The 16,251-nt window shown below is 65.1% G+C and carries 19 protein-coding genes; 6 read left to right on the forward strand and 13 right to left on the reverse strand.

Annotated features, from left to right (window positions below):
• Positions 1-136: 136 nt before the first annotated feature.
• From fusA to ASD34_RS10250, 8 genes are all read right to left on the reverse strand, one after another.
• Positions 137-2,239: an elongation factor G gene (fusA, locus tag ASD34_RS10215; protein ID WP_056576571.1), complete on the reverse strand. Its 2,103-nt coding sequence runs from the start codon at positions 2,237-2,239 to the stop codon at positions 137-139.
• A 97-nt stretch (positions 2,240-2,336) separates the two neighbouring features.
• Positions 2,337-2,810 (reverse strand): 30S ribosomal protein S7, encoded by a 474-nt coding sequence (gene rpsG, locus ASD34_RS10220; protein ID WP_007829591.1) that lies wholly within the window; start codon positions 2,808-2,810, stop codon positions 2,337-2,339.
• A gap of 147 nt (positions 2,811-2,957) precedes the next feature.
• Positions 2,958-3,335 (reverse strand): 30S ribosomal protein S12, encoded by a 378-nt coding sequence (gene rpsL / locus ASD34_RS10225; RefSeq protein ID WP_013543948.1) that lies wholly within the window; start codon positions 3,333-3,335, stop codon positions 2,958-2,960.
• A gap of 202 nt (positions 3,336-3,537) precedes the next feature.
• The gene (locus ASD34_RS10230; RefSeq protein WP_056576574.1) at positions 3,538-4,707 is read right to left on the reverse strand and encodes a D-alanyl-D-alanine carboxypeptidase family protein; all 1,170 of its coding nucleotides are present in this window, start codon (positions 4,705-4,707) and stop codon (positions 3,538-3,540) included.
• A 40-nt stretch (positions 4,708-4,747) separates the two neighbouring features.
• The gene (locus tag ASD34_RS10235) at positions 4,748-5,380 is read right to left on the reverse strand and encodes an alpha/beta hydrolase (protein ID WP_056576577.1); all 633 of its coding nucleotides are present in this window, start codon (positions 5,378-5,380) and stop codon (positions 4,748-4,750) included.
• A gap of 70 nt (positions 5,381-5,450) precedes the next feature.
• Positions 5,451-5,804 carry a (2Fe-2S) ferredoxin domain-containing protein gene (locus ASD34_RS10240; RefSeq protein ID WP_056576580.1) on the reverse strand — a complete coding sequence of 118 codons (354 nt, stop codon included), beginning with the start codon at positions 5,802-5,804 and terminating at the stop codon, positions 5,451-5,453.
• A gap of 21 nt (positions 5,805-5,825) precedes the next feature.
• Positions 5,826-6,938, reverse strand: coding sequence for a VanZ family protein (locus ASD34_RS10245; RefSeq protein WP_056576584.1), 1,113 nt, complete (start codon positions 6,936-6,938; stop codon positions 5,826-5,828).
• Positions 6,939-6,957: 19 nt separating this feature from the next.
• Positions 6,958-7,386 carry a CopD family protein gene (locus ASD34_RS10250; RefSeq protein WP_056576587.1) on the reverse strand — a complete coding sequence of 143 codons (429 nt, stop codon included), beginning with the start codon at positions 7,384-7,386 and terminating at the stop codon, positions 6,958-6,960.
• Between ASD34_RS10250 and ASD34_RS27515 the strand changes: the two genes are divergently transcribed.
• The 3 genes from ASD34_RS27515 (at position 7,363) to ASD34_RS10260 (ending at position 9,957) form a co-directional block, all read left to right on the forward strand.
• Positions 7,363-7,629 (forward strand): hypothetical protein, encoded by a 267-nt coding sequence (locus ASD34_RS27515; RefSeq protein ID WP_157609671.1) that lies wholly within the window; start codon positions 7,363-7,365, stop codon positions 7,627-7,629. The two genes, ASD34_RS10250 and ASD34_RS27515, sit on opposite strands and share 24 nt — an antisense overlap.
• 93 nt (positions 7,630-7,722) lie before the next feature.
• Positions 7,723-8,736, forward strand: coding sequence for a porphobilinogen synthase (gene hemB / locus ASD34_RS10255; protein WP_056576590.1), 1,014 nt, complete (start codon positions 7,723-7,725; stop codon positions 8,734-8,736).
• A 75-nt stretch (positions 8,737-8,811) separates the two neighbouring features.
• On the forward strand, positions 8,812-9,957 hold the full coding sequence (locus tag ASD34_RS10260) for a magnesium transporter CorA family protein (protein WP_056576593.1): 1,146 nt from the start codon (positions 8,812-8,814) through the stop codon (positions 9,955-9,957).
• Between the two features lie 104 nt (positions 9,958-10,061).
• On the opposite strand, the gene ASD34_RS10265 is transcribed toward ASD34_RS10260, so the two are convergent.
• On the reverse strand, positions 10,062-10,430 hold the full coding sequence (locus ASD34_RS10265; RefSeq protein ID WP_056576598.1) for a hypothetical protein: 369 nt from the start codon (positions 10,428-10,430) through the stop codon (positions 10,062-10,064).
• Between the two features lie 285 nt (positions 10,431-10,715).
• Between ASD34_RS10265 and ASD34_RS10270 the strand changes: the two genes are divergently transcribed.
• The gene (locus ASD34_RS10270; protein ID WP_056576601.1) at positions 10,716-11,606 is read left to right on the forward strand and encodes a LysR family transcriptional regulator; all 891 of its coding nucleotides are present in this window, start codon (positions 10,716-10,718) and stop codon (positions 11,604-11,606) included.
• A 52-nt stretch (positions 11,607-11,658) separates the two neighbouring features.
• Here the strand turns inward: ASD34_RS10270 and ASD34_RS10275 are convergent, their stop codons facing one another.
• Together ASD34_RS10275 and ASD34_RS10280 are read right to left on the reverse strand one after the other, a co-directional pair.
• Positions 11,659-12,342: a dienelactone hydrolase family protein gene (locus ASD34_RS10275; protein WP_056576604.1), complete on the reverse strand. Its 684-nt coding sequence runs from the start codon at positions 12,340-12,342 to the stop codon at positions 11,659-11,661.
• 57 nt (positions 12,343-12,399) lie between these two features.
• Entirely contained in the window at positions 12,400-12,999 is a 600-nt protein-coding gene (locus ASD34_RS10280; protein WP_056576607.1) for a 2-hydroxychromene-2-carboxylate isomerase, read from the reverse strand.
• A gap of 144 nt (positions 13,000-13,143) precedes the next feature.
• On the opposite strand from ASD34_RS10280, the gene ASD34_RS10285 reads away from it, so the two are divergent.
• Complete coding sequence (locus tag ASD34_RS10285) at positions 13,144-13,890, forward strand: SDR family oxidoreductase (protein ID WP_056576611.1); 747 nt, start codon at positions 13,144-13,146, stop codon at positions 13,888-13,890.
• Positions 13,891-13,893: 3 nt separating this feature from the next.
• Positions 13,894-14,547: a MarC family protein gene (locus ASD34_RS10290; RefSeq protein ID WP_056576614.1), complete on the forward strand. Its 654-nt coding sequence runs from the start codon at positions 13,894-13,896 to the stop codon at positions 14,545-14,547.
• A 9-nt stretch (positions 14,548-14,556) separates the two neighbouring features.
• Here ASD34_RS10290 and ASD34_RS10295 read toward each other — a convergent pair whose 3' ends face one another.
• Together ASD34_RS10295 and ASD34_RS10300 are read right to left on the reverse strand one after the other, a co-directional pair.
• Positions 14,557-15,018, reverse strand: a complete 462-nt coding sequence (locus ASD34_RS10295) for an EVE domain-containing protein (RefSeq protein WP_056576617.1) — start codon at positions 15,016-15,018, stop codon at positions 14,557-14,559.
• A 61-nt stretch (positions 15,019-15,079) separates the two neighbouring features.
• Positions 15,080-16,246 carry an ABC transporter substrate-binding protein gene (locus ASD34_RS10300; RefSeq protein WP_056576620.1) on the reverse strand — a complete coding sequence of 389 codons (1,167 nt, stop codon included), beginning with the start codon at positions 16,244-16,246 and terminating at the stop codon, positions 15,080-15,082.
• Positions 16,247-16,251: the final 5 nt, after the last annotated feature.

Below are 16,251 nucleotides of genomic sequence, written 5' to 3' on the forward strand. Positions count from 1 at the left end.
AATCCTTGAAAGAGCATGTCCCGTGTGTTGGTTTTATGTCTGCATCCGATTGCTGGTTCGCCCCGCACGGGAACAGGGCGGCACCGGATCGCAGACAAGAAGGGCCATGCACTGCATGGCCCCACGTTCTTGAAACTTACTTCGAGCGCGCAGCCACGATGGCTTCGGCAACGTTGCGCGGAGCTTCAGCGTAGTGCTTGAACTCCATCGTGTAAGTGGCGCGGCCTTGCGTGGCCGAGCGCAGCGTGGTCGAGTAGCCGAACATTTCCGACAGCGGGACTTCAGCCTTGATGAGCTTGCCGCCGCCGATCATGTCGTCCATGCCCTGCACCATGCCGCGACGGCTGGACAGGTCGCCCATCACGTTGCCGGCGTAGTCTTCAGGCGTTTCGACTTCCACGGCCATCATCGGCTCGAGGATGACCGGGCTGGCCTTGCGAGCGCCTTCCTTGAAGCCGAAGATGGCGGCCATCTTGAACGCCATTTCGTTCGAGTCCACGTCGTGGTACGAACCGAAGTGCAGCGTGACCTTGACGTCGACGACGGGATAGCCCGCCAGCACGCCCTGGGTCAGCGCTTCCACAACGCCCTTTTCCACTGCGGGAATGTATTCGCGAGGAACCACACCGCCCTTGATGGCGTCGACGAACTCGAAGCCCTTGCCGGCTTCCTGCGGCTCGATCTTCAGGACAACGTGACCGTACTGGCCCTTACCGCCCGACTGGCGAACGAACTTGCCTTCGGCTTCTTCGACGGTCTTGCGAATCGTTTCGCGGTAAGCCACTTGCGGCTTGCCCACATTCGCTTCCACGCCGAATTCGCGCTTCATGCGGTCCACGATGATTTCGAGGTGCAGTTCGCCCATGCCGGAAATGATGGTCTGGCCGGATTCTTCGTCGGTGCGCACGCGGAACGACGGATCTTCCGAGGCCAGGCGCTGCAGGGCGATGCCCATCTTTTCCTGGTCGGCCTTGGTCTTGGGCTCGACGGCCTGCGAGATCACGGGCTCGGGGAATTCCATGCGCTCCAGCGTGATCATGGCGTTCGGGTCGCACAGGGTTTCGCCCGTGGTGACGTCCTTCAGGCCCACGCAAGCGGCGATGTCGCCGGCACGGATTTCCTCGATTTCGAGACGTTCGTTGGCGTGCATCTGCACGATACGGCCGATACGCTCTTTCTTGCCCTTGACAGGGTTGTAGACGGTGTCGCCCTTGCTCAGAACGCCCGAGTACACGCGCACGAAGGTCAGCTGGCCGACATACGGGTCGGTCATGAGCTTGAACGCCAGCGCCGAGAACTTCTCGCCGTCGTCGGCCTTGCGGGTAACTTCCTGCTCGTCGTCGTCCGTGCCATGCACCGGCGGGATGTCCAGCGGCGAGGGCATCAGTTCGATCACGGCGTCGAGCATGCGCTGCACGCCCTTGTTCTTGAACGCGCTGCCGCACAGCATCGGCTGGATTTCACCGGCGATCGTGCGCGTGCGCAGGCCGTGGGTGATTTCTTCGAGCGTCAGGTCACCTTCTTCAAGGTACTTGTTCATCAGCTCTTCCGAAGCTTCGGCCGCGCTTTCGACCATCTTCTCGCGCCATTCCTTGGCCAGCTCGACCAGTTCGGCGGGGATTTCGCGCGTTTCGAACTTCATGCCTTGCGAGGCTTCGTCCCAGAAGATCGCCTTCATCAGACGCAGGTCGACCACGCCCTGGAACTTGTCTTCGGCACCGATCGGAATCACGATCGGCACAGGGTTGGCCTTCAGGCGGTCGACCATCATCTGGCGAACGCGGAAGAAATTGGCGCCGATGCGGTCCATCTTGTTGACGAACGCCAGACGCGGCACCTTGTACTTGTTGGCCTGGCGCCAGACGGTTTCCGACTGGGGCTGCACGCCGCCGACCGAGTCGTACACCATGACGGCACCGTCCAGCACGCGCATCGAGCGCTCGACTTCAATGGTGAAGTCCACGTGGCCGGGGGTGTCAATGATGTTGATGCGGTGCTCGGGCAGCGAATGGTCCATGCCCTTCCAGAAGCAGGTCACGGCAGCGGAGGTGATCGTGATGCCACGCTCTTGCTCCTGCTCCATCCAGTCGGTCGTTGCCGCGCCATCGTGCACTTCGCCGAGCTTGTGGGTCACGCCCGTGTAGAACAGGATACGTTCGGTGGTGGTGGTCTTGCCGGCGTCGATGTGCGCGGAGATACCGATGTTGCGGTAGCGCTCGATGGGGGTCTTGCGGGACATGGTGTACTTTCGGGTTTAAATGCGTTGAGCGCTGGGCGTCGAGCACGGGCGACTTCGCCCATTACTCAACCCCCAACGCTCAAGAGACGTGTGTTTTTTAGAAGCGGAAGTGGCTGAAGGCGCGGTTGGCTTCTGCCATGCGGTGCACTTCGTCGCGCTTCTTCATGGCACCGCCACGGCCTTCCGTGGCTTCCATCAGTTCGTTGGCCAGACGCAGGGCCATCGACTTTTCGCCACGCTTGCGGGCGGCTTCCTTGATCCAGCGCATCGACAGGGCGAGGCGACGGACAGGACGGACTTCGACCGGCACCTGGTAGTTCGCACCACCGACGCGGCGCGACTTCACTTCGACCATCGGCTTCACGTTGTTGATGGCAACGGTGAACGCTTCGAGGGGGTCCTTGTCCGGGTTCTTCTTCTCGATGAAGTCGAGCGCGCCGTAGATGATGCGCTCGGCAACAGCCTTCTTGCCGCCTTCCATGATCACGTTCATGAATTTGGACAGCTCGACATTGCCGTACTTGGGATCCGGCAGGATTTCACGTTTGGGGACTTCGCGACGACGTGGCATTTTTCTAACCTCTTTGCTTCAGTTGGCACCGTTTCCGGCACCGCGAGAGCCAGTCAGGACTCTCACTTACTCGACCCGACATTGGGTCACTTCGCTCGACAAGCCCGCCAAGGCCATCGAACACCGCTTGTTTTCTGACAGGAAGGCTTAAGCCTTCTTGGGACGCTTCGCGCCGTACTTGGAACGCGACTGCTTGCGGTCTTTCACGCCTTGCAGGTCGAGCGAACCGCGCACGATGTGGTAACGCACACCAGGCAAGTCCTTGACACGACCGCCGCGAACCAGCACGACGCTGTGTTCCTGCAGGTTGTGGCCTTCGCCGCCGATGTAGGAGATGACTTCGAAGCCATTGGTCAGACGGACCTTGGCAACTTTGCGAAGCGCCGAGTTGGGCTTCTTGGGCGTCGTGGTGTAGACGCGGGTGCAGACACCGCGACGTTGCGGCGAGTTCTGCATGGCAGGGCTCTTCGAATTGATCTTCTCGACCGTTCGACCCTGACGCACCAGTTGATTGATGGTTGGCATGAATGAATTAGTCCCAAAACAACCCGGCCCTGGTTGCGAAACCGCCCTTGGTCGTGACTCAAGGAAGCCGGGAATAACGAAAACGTGAAACCCTTCGGAAAATTCCGAAAAGCCCACGAGTATAGCAGGCAGACCTGAATTGGCAATGTCAGGCGCCCGAAGCGCCCGCCATCGGCCGATGCGAGGCTCTTTTGTCCGCCTCTTACTTGATCCAGAGGCGCACAGCGTCCCAGGCGCGGCCGAAGACGCCAGCCTGCTCGACCGGCTCCAGGGCCACCAGCGGCACGTCGGCCAGGGGCTGGTCGTCCAGCGTGACCTTGAGCGATCCGACGGCCTGGTACTTGGTGAACGGCGCGACCAGCGGGTCGGGGCGCGACACCTGCGTCTTGATCTTGCCGGCGGAACCGGTCGGCACCGCGACCACGATGGCTTCGGGGCGGCCCAGCTTCAGCACGTTGGCCTTGCCCTTCCAGACGGCGGGCGTGGCGGCAGGCTGGCCGGCTTCGAACAGGCGCACGGCGTCGTACGCGGTGTAGCCCCAGTTCAACAGCTTCTGCGACTCGTTGGCGCGCACCGTCTCGCTGGAGGCACCCAGCACGATCGACAGCAGGCGGCGGCCGCCGGTCAGGTTGGGGAAGTCGCGCTTGGCGGTGGCGATCATGCAGTAGCCCGCTGCGTCGGTATGGCCGGTCTTCAGGCCGTCGACGGTCGGGTCGCGGAACAGCAGCAGGTTGCGGTTGGTGTCGTTGGTCGACGGCGTGCCCGGATAGCGGTACTTCTTGATGGCGTAGTACTTGGCTTCCTCGGGGAAGTCGCGCACCAGGCGCGTGGCCAGAATGCTCAGGTCGCGCGCCGTGGTGGTATGGCCGGGCGCCGTGAGGCCTTCGGGATTCTTGTAGGTGGTGTTCTTCATGCCCAGCACCTTGGCCTGGGCGTTCATCATCTCGACGAAGTGCTCGACCGTACCGCCCACGCCTTCGGCCAGCGCCACCGTGGCGTCGTTGCCCGACTGCACGATCACGCCCTTGATGAGGTCTTCCACCGGCACCTGCATCTTGGGGTCGATGAACATGCGCGAGCCGGGCATCTTCCAGGCGCGCGGGCTCACCGGCAGGGTCTGGGTCAGCGTGATCTTCTTGGCGCGCAGCGCATCGAACGCGACGTACGCAGTCATCAGCTTGGTGAGCGAGGCCGGCTCGACCGGGCTGTCGATGTCCTTCTGCGCAAGGATCTGGTTCGCGGTCACGTCGAGCAGCAGGTAGCTGCGCGCGGCGATTTCAGGCGGGGCCGGCATCTGGGCGGCGGCGATCACGCCAACCGAGGCAGCAGCGGTCAGCACCAGTGCGCGAAGCGCAGTGAAAAAACGATTCATGGGGAAGATAAGAAGAGACGAGAACAAGCCTGCAAGGCTTTCATTCGATGCCCGCGCGCAGATGGCGGGCGACCAGGCTTTTGAGCAGCGGCAATTGTCCGTGAAAGAAGTGGCCGCCCCCGGGAATAACCGTGACAGGGAGTGACTGCGGACGCGCCCAGTCCATCACGGCGGCAAGCGGCACGGTGTCGTCGGCTTCGCCATGGACCACGAGCGCGCGCTCGTGCGCTTCGGCCGGCAGCGTGGCCACCGAAAAGCGCGAGGCGGCCGTGCCCACCAGCACCAGTTGCCGCACGTCGCGTGCGGCCCAGAGCCTCTCGGCCGCGCAGCTGGCCACGAAGGCCCCGAAGGAAAAACCGGCGATCGCCAGCCGGCCTTCGGGCGCGAGCTGGCCGACGACATGCAGCATGTCCTCGAGCTCGCCGCGCCCTTCATCGTGAATGCCTTCGCTGGCCCCCACCCCGCGGAAGTTGAAGCGCACGGCCGTCCATCCGCAGGACACGAAGGCACGCGCCAGGGTTTGCACGACCTTGTTGTCCATCGTGCCGCCGAACAGCGGATGCGGATGGGCGATCACCGCAATGCCGCGCGCTTCGCCGGATGGCAGGTCGCGCTGCACCTCGATCACGCCCGCGGCGCCCTGGAGGCTGATTTTTTCGGTCTGGGAATTCATGGCGCTGGAGTTGGCTGGGCCGGCGATACCGGCAACGTGCTCAGTACGAGCACGGGGTCCGCAGGAAAGTTCAGCGGCCGACGTCGGGCGGCAGCAGCAGCCGCTCGACGACCTGGCCGTTCTTCAGATGGGACTCGACGATCTCGTCGATGTCCTCGGCGTCCACGAAGGTGTACCAGACCGCCTCCGGGTAGACCACGGCCACGGGCCCGCCCGCGCAGCGATCGAGGCAACCGGCCTTGTTGACGCGCACCTTGCCGGGCCCGGCGAGCCCTTGCTCCTTCACCTTGGCCTTGCAGCGGTCGAAGCCTTCCTGCGCGTTGTGCAGGGCGCAGGAGTCTTCGCCGTTCTTGCGTTCGTTCAGGCAGAAGAAGATGTGGCGGCCGTAGTAGCCGGGCGGCGCGGCAGGAGTGGTGCTGGGCATCGACCGATTTTATGAGCGCACTCAAGACGCTGCCGGACGGCGGCGCCGCGACAGCGCCGCCAGCACATAGACCAGCACCGCGAAGGGCCAGCACCAGCCCAGCCACTGGGCCAGGCCGTGGAAACGGATGAAGCGGCCCTGCTCCCAGGTGGCCAGGGTCTGGGCGAAGTACGCGCTCTCGGGCGCCTGGTTCAGCAGGCTCAGCTGGAGCACGAGCCCCATGAGCAGCAACGCACCGCACAGGCGACGCGGCGCAAACAGCAACAGTACGCCCGCGAACACCGCCGCGGCCAGCCCGACCTGCACGGGCAGTTCGAGCCAGGCCCACGCGTGCTCGGGGCCGTAGCTCATGGCCGCCGACAGCGCCGAGGCTGCGACACCCGCCAGCAGGATCAGCGGCAGCAACACCGCGCGCTGCGCCACGTTACGCGCCACGAGATAGCCGAGCAGGCAGGGCACCAACGCGCCGAGCATCACGCACAGCAACTCGACGGCCGGCACCAGCGGCTCCAGTTCGAACTGGCGCACGGGCAGCCAGTCGATGAAGGGCGTGTCGAGCAGCCACTCGGAAATCGCCGTCTCCAGTCGCTCGAACACCTGGCCCAGGCCGAAGGTGACAGCCGCAGGGAACAGCAGGGCAAAGGGCCAGAGCGCGAGCAGCACAAGGCCGCCGCGCGCGTCCTCGACGAACCATTGCGATCGCGCGCGGCCCCAGTGCGCGATCGCGCCGAGGCGCTCCAGCGCCGCGGCCAGCACGGCGCCGAGCACCGTCCCGGCGGCGTTCAGCCCGAGATCGACATTGGAAGGAATGCGCGCCGGCAGGTAGCTTTGCAGCGTCTCCATGGCAAAGGCGATCGCCGCGCCCGCCACGGTGGCGCGCAGCAACGCACGCCAGACGCCAGGGCTTTTGCCCGTGCGCAGCACGCTCAGCGCGCACAAAAATCCGAAGGGCACATAGCCCGCCACGTTCACCCCGAAATCGAAACCCGTCCAGTACTTGGGCCAGGGCGCCGACAGGTAGGCCCACGGCGCGATCCCCTGGTCACGCCAGTCGGCGAAGGGATACAGGCTGGCATAGACGATCAGCGCCGCATAGGCCAGCGCCAGCGGGAGCGCGGCAGACTTGTGCGGCATGCCTACCGTGGACACGGGCTCAGAATGGTTTCACCACCACCAGGATCACGATGCCCAGCAGCAGCAACACGGGGAGTTCGTTGAACCAGCGGTACCAGCGGTCGCTGCGGCGGTTGCTGCCGGCCACGAAGCGGCGCAACAGCACGCCGCAGCCGTGGTGATAGCCGATGGCGACCAGCACCAGCGCCAGCTTGGCGTGCATCCAGCCGTTGCCCGGGCCGCGCCCGATGCCGTAACCCAGCCAGAGCCAGGCGCCGAACACCAGCGCCGGCACCGCCAGGAAGGTCGTGAACCGCAGCAGCTTGCGCGCCATCAGCAGCAGGCGTTCGCGCTCGGCGACCGACTCGGGCGGCACCATCGCCAGGTTCACGAAGATCCGCGGCAGATAGAACAGTCCGGCAAACCAGCTGGCAATGAAAACAATGTGAAGAGATTTGACCCAGAGCATGGCGGCAGTTTAGTGGTGGCTGCACACTGGCCTCTTTTGGGGCTCTTTGCCAAGGCTCCGGGCAAAAAAAAGCCCGACGTCTTCACGTCGGGCTGGGAAGCCCTTTTGCTGTCACACATCAAGGCACCCGCTCAGGGAGGAAAAGCGGGGAGCGGCAAGCCGCCCGCTTCAGAATTTAACAAAGACGAAACAAGGTTTCAAGCGATTGAGGCAGTTTCTTTGACTTTTACAACAAAAATCTAGAACTTAAGTTCTACTAATTTCTGTAGTTGTCAGACAACTTGCTTCTCATCACCCTGAGGCGCCGTCTGAGGCTTCAGGCACAATTTTAGATATATGACGTCATCATTTTCCCCGCTCGCCACGTTCCCCGCCGGCCGCCCGCGACGGCTGCGCCGCGACGCCTTTACCCGCAACCTGGTGCGCGAGCATGCGCTGACGACAAACGACCTGATCTACCCGGTGTTCGTGCAGGAAGGCGAAAAGCGCCGCGACGCCGTGGCCTCGATGCCCGGCGTGGACCGCCTCAGCCTCGACCTGCTGCTGCCCGTGGCCGAGCAGTGCGTGCAGGCCGGCATTCCCGTAATGGCGTTGTTCCCGGTGATCGACACCAGCCTCAAGACGCCCGCCGGCGACGAGGCCTTCAACCCCGACGGACTGATTCCCCGCGTGGTGGCCGCGCTCAAGGCGCGCTTCCCCGAACTGGGCATCATGACCGACGTGGCACTGGACCCCTACACCAGCCACGGCCAGGACGGCCTGCTCGACGAGACCGGCTACATCCTCAATGACGCCACCGTTGAAGTGCTGGTGAAGCAGGCACTCACACAATCGCAAGCCGGCGTGGACATCGTGGCGCCGAGCGACATGATGGACGGCCGCATCGGCGCGATCCGCACCGCGCTCGAAGGCCGCGGCGACGTGCACACGCGCATCATGGCCTACAGCGCCAAGTACGCCAGCGCCTTCTACGGCCCCTTCCGCGACGCCGTCGGCTCGTCCGCCACGCTCGGCAAGAGCAACAAGAAGGTCTACCAGATGGACCCCGGCAACAGCGACGAGGCCCTGCGCGAAGTTGCCATCGACATCGCCGAAGGCGCCGACATGGTCATGGTGAAACCCGGCATGCCTTATCTGGACATCGTGCGCCGCGTGAAGGACGAGTTCCACGTGCCGACCTTCGCTTACCAGGTGAGCGGCGAGTACGCCATGCTGAAGGCCGCCGCCCAGAACGGCTGGCTCGACCACGACGCCGTGGTGCTCGAAAGCCTGCTGGCCTTCAAGCGTGCCGGCGCCGATGGCGTGCTGACCTACTTCGCGCTTGACGCCGCCCGTTTGCTACAAAAATAATAGCTTCCGCGAGATATCCGTTGCACCTCCACGGCATTTCTGGCGTGGAAGAAGAATCACCAGGGGCGAGTCTCCATGCGCATCTTCGAAATCAGCCGCTCGCAGGTCAGCGAGCACGCCTCGCTGGCGCCGCTGGCCGTGCCGGGCGCCTGCAGCGCCGCCAGCTACCTCTGGATTTCGCTGACGCGCGACGAATTCCGTGCCGCCCAGCCCGAGGTGCAGCAGATCCTGCAGACGCTGTGCCAGACCCAGCTGGTCGACCTGCACGTGGCCGACCTGCTCAACGACCAGCTGCCCTCGCACTACGACTACACCTCGCTGTACGACGTGCTGGTGTTCCGCCGCCTGGCCACGGGCAACGGCGCTGAAACCAAGAACACCAGCGAGCCTTCGGTGCCGCAGCGGCCCTCGCGCGGCGGTCCACCGGTGCTGCGCCGCATCGACACGCGCCCGGTCGGCTTCGCGGTGTTCGACCGCGTGCTGCTCTCGGTGCACCCCGAAGACGGCACCGTGCGCGACGCCTTCGCCGCCCGGCTGCTGGCGGCCGCTTCGCCCGACGACCGGGGCACGCCCGCACTGGACGTGCGCGCCACCTCGGCCCGCCTGCCGACCAGCCCGGCCGACCTGATGCTGCGCATCCTCAACCTGATCGTCGACGGCTACCTCGACATGCGCCGCGAACTCACGAAGCAGCTCGACCACTGGCAGAGCGAACTCATCGACCCGCGCAGCCGCTTCACCAACTGGAGCGCGCTGATGGAAGCGCGCCAGTCGCTGCACCGTCTGGACGAGATCTGCGAAGACCAGCGCGCCGCGATGCAGGACTGGATCGATTCGCTCGAAACCCTGCCCACGCCGCAAGGTGAAGTGGCGCAGCGCGAGCGCGAACTGATCATGGTGCGCAGCCGCGACGTGCTGGAACACATCCAGCGCGTGGTGCACCACGTGCACCGGCTCGAGCAGAACGCCGAGACCGCCGTGCAGATGCACTTCAGCGTCCAGGGCCACCGGGCCAACGACATCATGCGGGTGCTGACCGTGCTCACCGCCATCTTCCTGCCGCTCAACCTGATCGCAGGCATTTTCGGCATGAACTTCGAGTTCATTCCGCTCGTGCACAAGGCCGACGGCTTCTGGATCGCGATGTCGGCCATGCTGGTCATCGCGGTGCTGCTGGTCCTGATCTTCTGGCGCAAGCGCTACCTGGCCCGCACGCGCTGAACGCCCTCCCGCTGGCGAACGCCCATGAAAAAAGCCACGCGGTTGCGTGGCTTTCTTGAGTGTCAGCCCGGGCCGCCCCGGAAGGCGGCGGGCTTCGCGGCCAATTACTTGGCGACGGCGCCCGAACCTTGCTGGGCCTGAACGCGTGCGTCCATCGGGTTCGCCATGGTCGAGACGACCTTGCTGTTGACGCGCGAGCCCGACGACACGTTCTGGTCCGGAGCGAAGGCGGTGCGGACGGCTTCGGCTTCGACGATCGAACGGTCCTTCGACACGGCCACGGTTTCCGCGCCGCGCGAACCGCGCACCACGTTCTGGTTCGGGGCTGCGGCGGTGCGCTGGGCTTCGGCGTTGACTTCGTCGCGGCTCTTGGACGAGATCACCTGGGTCACGCCTTGGTACGTCTCGGCTTGGGCGCCGGTGGCGGCCAGGAGGGTCAGGGCGGCGGCTGCGAAAATGTGCGAGGTCTTCATGTCTGTTCCTTGTGTTCGGCTAGATGGATGTCCACCAGGCTTGCACGTTGGCTCGCCTGTGCGGCGAGTGTCAGCCGGAATTTCTTCGGGAAAACACCCGGTTCAGAGACACGGTGTTTCCTGTACAGAAACAATCGGTCAAGGAAGTCGTGCACACAAAAATCCGGACCGCTGACGCCTGACTGCTTCCGGCCTACACCGGAACCCCGCACCAGACCCATTCGGCAAAACCCCTGAGAATCGGCGCACCGCGCTCCCTCGCGAAAAACAACGGGTTTCACTGACATGGACAGTCTCGATCTGATCAAAACCTTCCGGGAAGTCGCCTCGCACGGCAGCTTCTCTCAGGCCGCCAAGCGGCTCGACATGTCGAAGGCCACGGTCAGCAAGTACGTCGCCGAGCTCGAGACCCGCTTCGGCGTGCGCCTGCTCAACCGCTCCACGCGTTCCGTCAGCCTCACCGACGCCGGCCAGCTGCTGCTCGAACGCAGCACGCCGATGCTCGAGATGGTCGAGCTCACCCAGGCCGAACTGCAGGAGCGCGCCAGCCAGCCCGGCGGCCGGCTGCGCATCTCGGCGCCGCACGGCATGGGCAACGGCGAGTTCCCCGACCTGCTGGCCGACTTCATGCGCCACTACCCCGACGTGAGCATCAGCCTGCAGCTGACCAACCGCACCGTCGACCTCGCCGAGGAAGGCATCGACGTCGACATCCGCAGCGGCCCGGTGGAAGACGCCAACCTCATCGTGCGCAAGCTGCGGCTCATTCCCATGGTGGTCTGCGCCTCGCCGGTCTACTGGAAGAAACACGGCAAGCCCGCGCATCCGCAGGAGCTCGTCCACCACGAGGCACTGACCCATTCGCTGCTGGGCGCGCAGCCCACGTGGCGCTTCGATGACAACGGCCAGCCGCTGGACGTGCAGGTCAAGAGCCGCATGGACTGCACCGAGGGCGCGCCGCTGATCCGGGTCGCGATGCGCGGCTTCGGCGTGATCTACCTGCCCTCGCTGCTCGTGCAGTCTCACCTCGACAGCGGCGAGCTGGTGCCGGTGCTCGAAGGCTATGCGCGCAAGGACATGTGGCTGTCGGCCGCCTACCTGCAGCGGCGCCACAACAGCGCTGCGCTGCGCGTGCTGCTCGATTTCCTGCAGACGCGAGTCGGGGCCAAGAAGTAATCAATGAAAAAGCCCGGCACTGCCGGGCTTTGGCGTGAGGCGCGCCGTTGTCTCAGCCGACGTGCTTGGCAAAGAAGGCCAGCACGCGTTCACGCGCCGGCTTTGCCGCTTCGGCGTTGTACGAGCCACGCTGGTCGCAGTTGAAGCCGTGGTCGGCCTCATAGACATGCACTTCCACCTCGGGGTGCGCCTTCTTGAAGGCCTCGATGGTGTCCAGCGGAATCCAGTGGTCGCGGTTGCCGAACTGTGCGAGCACCGGCACCTTCGGCTGGCGCGCGCTTTCTTCGGGCGTCGTCATGCCACCGCCGTAGTAAGGCGCGGCAGCGGCCAGGCCCGGCAGCAGGGCCGCGGCGCGCCAGACCAGCAGGCCGCCCCAGCAGTAGCCGACGATGCCGACCTTGCCCGCCTTCGAGGCGTAGGCAATCGCGGCTTCGAGGTCCTGCAGCACGCCGGGCGCGGGCAGCGCCTCGACCGCGGTCTTGTAGCCGAAGCCGGTCTTCATGTCCTCGTCGCTGTAGCCCAGCTCGACGCCGGGCTTGACGCGGTGGAAGGTCGACGGCGCCACCGCCAGGTAGCCGTCGGCCGCGTAGCCATCGGCCACCGAGCGGATGTGCGAGTTCACGCCGAAGATTTCCGGCACCACCACCACCGCGCCGCGCGGCGTGCCCGCGGGCTCGGCCACGTAGGCGGGAAAAGTGAAGCCGTCCTTGGCGGTGAGGTCGATGAATTGGCCCATGGGGTTCTCCTGAAACGATGGAATGAAAAAAGAAAAAGCAGGTCGGCTTGCGCGCCGTCAAGCGCGCAGCGCCCGCTCGACGAAATCGAGCCGGTCCTGGCCCCAGAAGATCTCGCCGTCGATCACGTAGCTCGGCGCGCCGAACACCTGGATGTCGATCGCTTCCTGCGTGTAGGCCTCGTAACGCTCCTGCACCGCCTGGCTCTGCGATTGCTCGGCGCGCTTGGCCGGCAGGCCGCATTCCGTGACCAGGGCTTCGAGCAGGTTCGGGTCGCCAATGTTCCGCTCCTGCACCCACACAGCCGCGAACACCGCCGCGCTGATGCGCATCGCGGCCTCGTTGCCGTCGTGCATGTCGACGGCGATGATCAGCCGCGCCGCATCGTCGCCGGCCACCGGAAAGAACTTCGGCTTCGGGTTCAGCGGCAGGCCCAGGTGCTTCGAGAAACGCGCCAGTTCGAGCAGCCGGTAGGCCTGGCGCTGCGGCGCGCGCTTGCCCAGCGGCAGGCCGCCCGACACGGGGAACACGCTGCCCATGTCGATGGGTCGCACGCGCACGGTGGCACCGGCGGCCGCTGCGATGGCGGCAAAGCGGGTATGCCCCAGATAGGTCCACGGGCTCTGTGGCGCAAAGTAATAGTCGATCGTCTTGTGCATTGAATAACCTCCGCGCTTCGCACTGCGGTGCAAGCTTGTTTGGGACAGCCCGGCGCGGCGCTCACGCTCATGCACTGGCCCTCGATGATGTAATCCGGACGAACGGTTTTAACTGACACACAGTTTCTCTGCAGGAGGTGGGATTTGGACCAGGTGCTCTTGATCACCGGCGGTGGGCGCGGCATCGGTGCCGCCACGGCCTTGCTCGCCGCGAAGCGCGGCTACGCCGTGGCCGTGAACTACGCCCGCAACTCGCTGGCCGCCGACGAAGTGGTGCGCACCATCCGCGCGGGCGGCGGCACTGCCATCGCGGTGCAGGCCGACGTGGGCGACGAGGCCCAGGTGCTCGCGATGTTCGCGAAGGTCGACGCCAAGCTCGGCCGCCTCACTGCACTGGTCAACAACGCCGGCGTCGTCGACATCCAGGCACGCGTCGACGAGATGAGCGTGGCCCGCATGGAACGCATGTTCCGCATCAACGTGATCGGCAGCTTCGTCTGCGCGCGCGAGGCGGTGAAGCGCATGAGCACGAAGTACGGCGGCGCGGGCGGCGCCATCGTCAACATCTCCAGCGGCGCCGCGCGCCTGGGCTCGCCGGGCCAGTACGTCGACTATGCCGCCAGCAAGGCCGCCATCGACACCCTGACCATCGGCCTGGCCAAGGAAGTGGCCACCGAAGGCATCCGCGTGAACGCCGTGCGCCCCGGCCTCATCGACACCGAGATCCACGCCTCGGGCGGCATGCCCGACCGCGCCACCGAACTCGCGCCCACCGTGCCGATGCAACGCACCGGCAGTCCCGAGGAAATCGCAGGCGCCATCCTGTGGCTGCTCTCGCCCGAGGCCAGCTACACCACCATGGCCTTGCTCGACGTGACGGGAGGACGCTGAGCCATGAGCACCTCCATGGACCTCATCAAGCCGCTGGTCACGCTGGTCGCCATCGTCAACCCGCTGGCCATCGTGCCCTTCTTCATCCACTACACGCAGGACTACTCGGACGCCCAGCGAAAGCGCACGGTGCGCATGTCGGCGTTCAGCGCCTTCGTGGTCATCGCCGTGAGCGCGCTCATCGGGCTGCAGCTGCTGTCCTTCTTCGGCATCTCGATCGCGAGCTTCCAGGTCGGCGGCGGGCTGCTGCTGCTCATGAGCTCGATCTCGATGCTCAACGCGCAACCGGCCGAGAGCAAGACCAACGTCGACGAGCTGCGCGCGGTGGAGGTGAAGGCGTCGATGGGCGCCTCCATCGCGGTGGTGCCGCTCACGATTCCGCTGCTCACCGGCCCGGCCGCGATCTCCACCGTGGTGATCTACGCCGACAAGACGCAGCACCTGTGGGAGCTGGGGCTGCTGGTCGGCTACGGTGTGGTGGTGGCGCTGGCGACCGCGCTGGCGTTTTCGCTCGCGCAGCCCATCGCGCGGGTGCTCGGCAAGACCGGCATCAACATCATGACGCGGCTCATGGGCCTGATCCTCGCGGCGCTCGCGGTCGAGGTGATGGCCGATGGGCTCGGCAAGCTGTTCCCGATCCTGTCGAAAGTCGCCTGAACAACAGGGTCAGGCCAGCATCTTCTCGATGACCTTCCAGTGCGCCGGCTCCACCGGCGTGATCGACAGCCGGTTGCCCTTGCGCAGCACGACCAGATCGGCCAGTTCGGGCCTGGCGCGCAGCTCGGGCAACGACAGCAGCCGCGTCTTGCGCAGCGCCTGCACGTCGACCAGCAACCAGCGCGGATCTTCCTTCTTCGCGCCCGCGTCGTAGTACGGCGACTTGGGATCGAACTGCGTCGGGTCCGGCTTGACGCCCGAGGCCACGCGGGCGATGCCGGCAATGCCGGGCTCGGGGCAGCTCGAGTGATAGAACAGCACGCCGTCGCCGACCTTCATGCCATCGCGCATGAAGTTGCGTGCCTGGTAGTTGCGCACGCCGGTCCACGCCACGGTGGCATCGGGCGCGGCGAGGGCATCGTCGATCGAGACCTCGTCGGGCTCGGATTTCATCAACCAGTACTGGGGCATGGCGACCTCGCGATAAGTTGTCGCGAAATATAGCCGCCTGCCCCGGCACTGCAGCGGGAGATCAGGGCGTTACATAGTCGGAGACCACCACCCACTTGCCGTCCTTGATCTGCGACAGCCGCGACTGGTCGTTGCCCAGGCGCTTGGTGGCGGTGTAAGTGCTCTTCGGGCTGCCGAACATGTCGGGCTCGAAGGTGATGCTGTCCATCGCCTTGATGAAGCTGTCGGTCGTGAGGTTCGGGCCGGCCTTGGTCGCGGCCTTGATGAACGAGTCGATGATCACGTAGCCGTACACCGAGAACACGGTCGGGTCTTCGTTGAACTTGGTCTTGTACTTGTTGGCCCAGAAGCGCAGCGGCTGCGACTGCTCGTCGGTGTAGGGGTTCTGCACCGTCATCGTGGCGTAGATGCCGTCCATGGCCTTGCCGCCGAGCTTGTGGATGAGGTCGGTGTAGGCCGCGCTCGAACCCAGGAAGGTCGGGTTGAAGCCCGTCTTGCGCGACTCGCCCACCGTGCCGATGGTCTCGCGGATGATGGTGCCGAGCACCACGAGGTCGCAGTTGGCGGCCTTCATCTTCGCGACCTGCGAGCTGAAGTCGGTGGCGCCGCGCTTGAACGAGGTCTTCTCGGCCAGTTCCATGCCCGCGGCCTTCAGGCCAGCCTCGGCGCCGCGCTGCACTTCGAGCCCGAACTCGTCGTCCTGGTAGATCGTGCAGACCTTCTTGGCGCCCTTGTCCTTGATCATCTTGGGCAGCGCCAGGCGGATCTGGTCGTAGTACGTGGCCGCGAACGAGTACTTCAGGCGGTTCAGCGGCTCGTACATTTCACGCGCCGCCGTGATGGGCATGTAGTTGACGACGTTCTTGTCGAACTGCACCGGCATCGCCGCCATGTTCTGCGCCGTGCCGATGTGGCCGGCCATGATGAAGATCTTTTCCTGGTTGACCAGCTTCTGCGCCGCCAGCACGGCCTTCTTCGGGTCGTAGCCCGAGTCTTCGACGAAGAGCTTGAGCTTGCGCCCGTTGACGTTGCCCTGCTCGTTGAGTTCATCCACGCGCAGCTGCATGCCGTTGCGCGCCTGCTTGCCGAAGCCCGCCAGCGGGCCCGACAGGTCCTGGATGGTGCCGATGCGGATCTCGTCCTTGCTCACGCCCTGCTGCTGCGCGGACGCGAGCGTCGCGATCAGGCCCCCCACGGCCAGCGTCGTCAATGTCTTGAGCTTCGTCATAGCGT

Source organism: Variovorax sp. Root473, assembly GCF_001426505.1.
In the GTDB taxonomy this organism is placed as follows: domain Bacteria; phylum Pseudomonadota; class Gammaproteobacteria; order Burkholderiales; family Burkholderiaceae_C; genus Variovorax.

Coding starts and splice junctions, on each gene's coding strand:
- fusA (WP_056576571.1), bottom strand. CDS start 2,239: ATGTCCCGCAAGACCCCCATCGAGCGCTACCGCAACATCGGTATCTCC.
- rpsG (WP_007829591.1), bottom strand. CDS start 2,810: ATGCCACGTCGTCGCGAAGTCCCCAAACGTGAAATCCTGCCGGATCCC.
- rpsL (WP_013543948.1), bottom strand. CDS start 3,335: ATGCCAACCATCAATCAACTGGTGCGTCAGGGTCGAACGGTCGAGAAG.
- ASD34_RS10230 (WP_056576574.1), bottom strand. CDS start 4,707: ATGAATCGTTTTTTCACTGCGCTTCGCGCACTGGTGCTGACCGCTGCT.
- ASD34_RS10235 (WP_056576577.1), bottom strand. CDS start 5,380: ATGAATTCCCAGACCGAAAAAATCAGCCTCCAGGGCGCCGCGGGCGTG.
- ASD34_RS10240 (WP_056576580.1), bottom strand. CDS start 5,804: ATGCCCAGCACCACTCCTGCCGCGCCGCCCGGCTACTACGGCCGCCAC.
- ASD34_RS10245 (WP_056576584.1), bottom strand. CDS start 6,938: ATGCCGCACAAGTCTGCCGCGCTCCCGCTGGCGCTGGCCTATGCGGCG.
- ASD34_RS10250 (WP_056576587.1), bottom strand. CDS start 7,386: ATGCTCTGGGTCAAATCTCTTCACATTGTTTTCATTGCCAGCTGGTTT.
- hemB (WP_056576590.1), top strand. CDS start 7,723: ATGACGTCATCATTTTCCCCGCTCGCCACGTTCCCCGCCGGCCGCCCG.
- ASD34_RS10260 (WP_056576593.1), top strand. CDS start 8,812: ATGCGCATCTTCGAAATCAGCCGCTCGCAGGTCAGCGAGCACGCCTCG.
- ASD34_RS10265 (WP_056576598.1), bottom strand. CDS start 10,430: ATGAAGACCTCGCACATTTTCGCAGCCGCCGCCCTGACCCTCCTGGCC.
- ASD34_RS10270 (WP_056576601.1), top strand. CDS start 10,716: ATGGACAGTCTCGATCTGATCAAAACCTTCCGGGAAGTCGCCTCGCAC.
- ASD34_RS10275 (WP_056576604.1), bottom strand. CDS start 12,342: ATGGGCCAATTCATCGACCTCACCGCCAAGGACGGCTTCACTTTTCCC.
- ASD34_RS10280 (WP_056576607.1), bottom strand. CDS start 12,999: ATGCACAAGACGATCGACTATTACTTTGCGCCACAGAGCCCGTGGACC.
- ASD34_RS10290 (WP_056576614.1), top strand. CDS start 13,894: ATGAGCACCTCCATGGACCTCATCAAGCCGCTGGTCACGCTGGTCGCC.
- ASD34_RS10295 (WP_056576617.1), bottom strand. CDS start 15,018: ATGCCCCAGTACTGGTTGATGAAATCCGAGCCCGACGAGGTCTCGATC.
- ASD34_RS10300 (WP_056576620.1), bottom strand. CDS start 16,246: ATGACGAAGCTCAAGACATTGACGACGCTGGCCGTGGGGGGCCTGATC.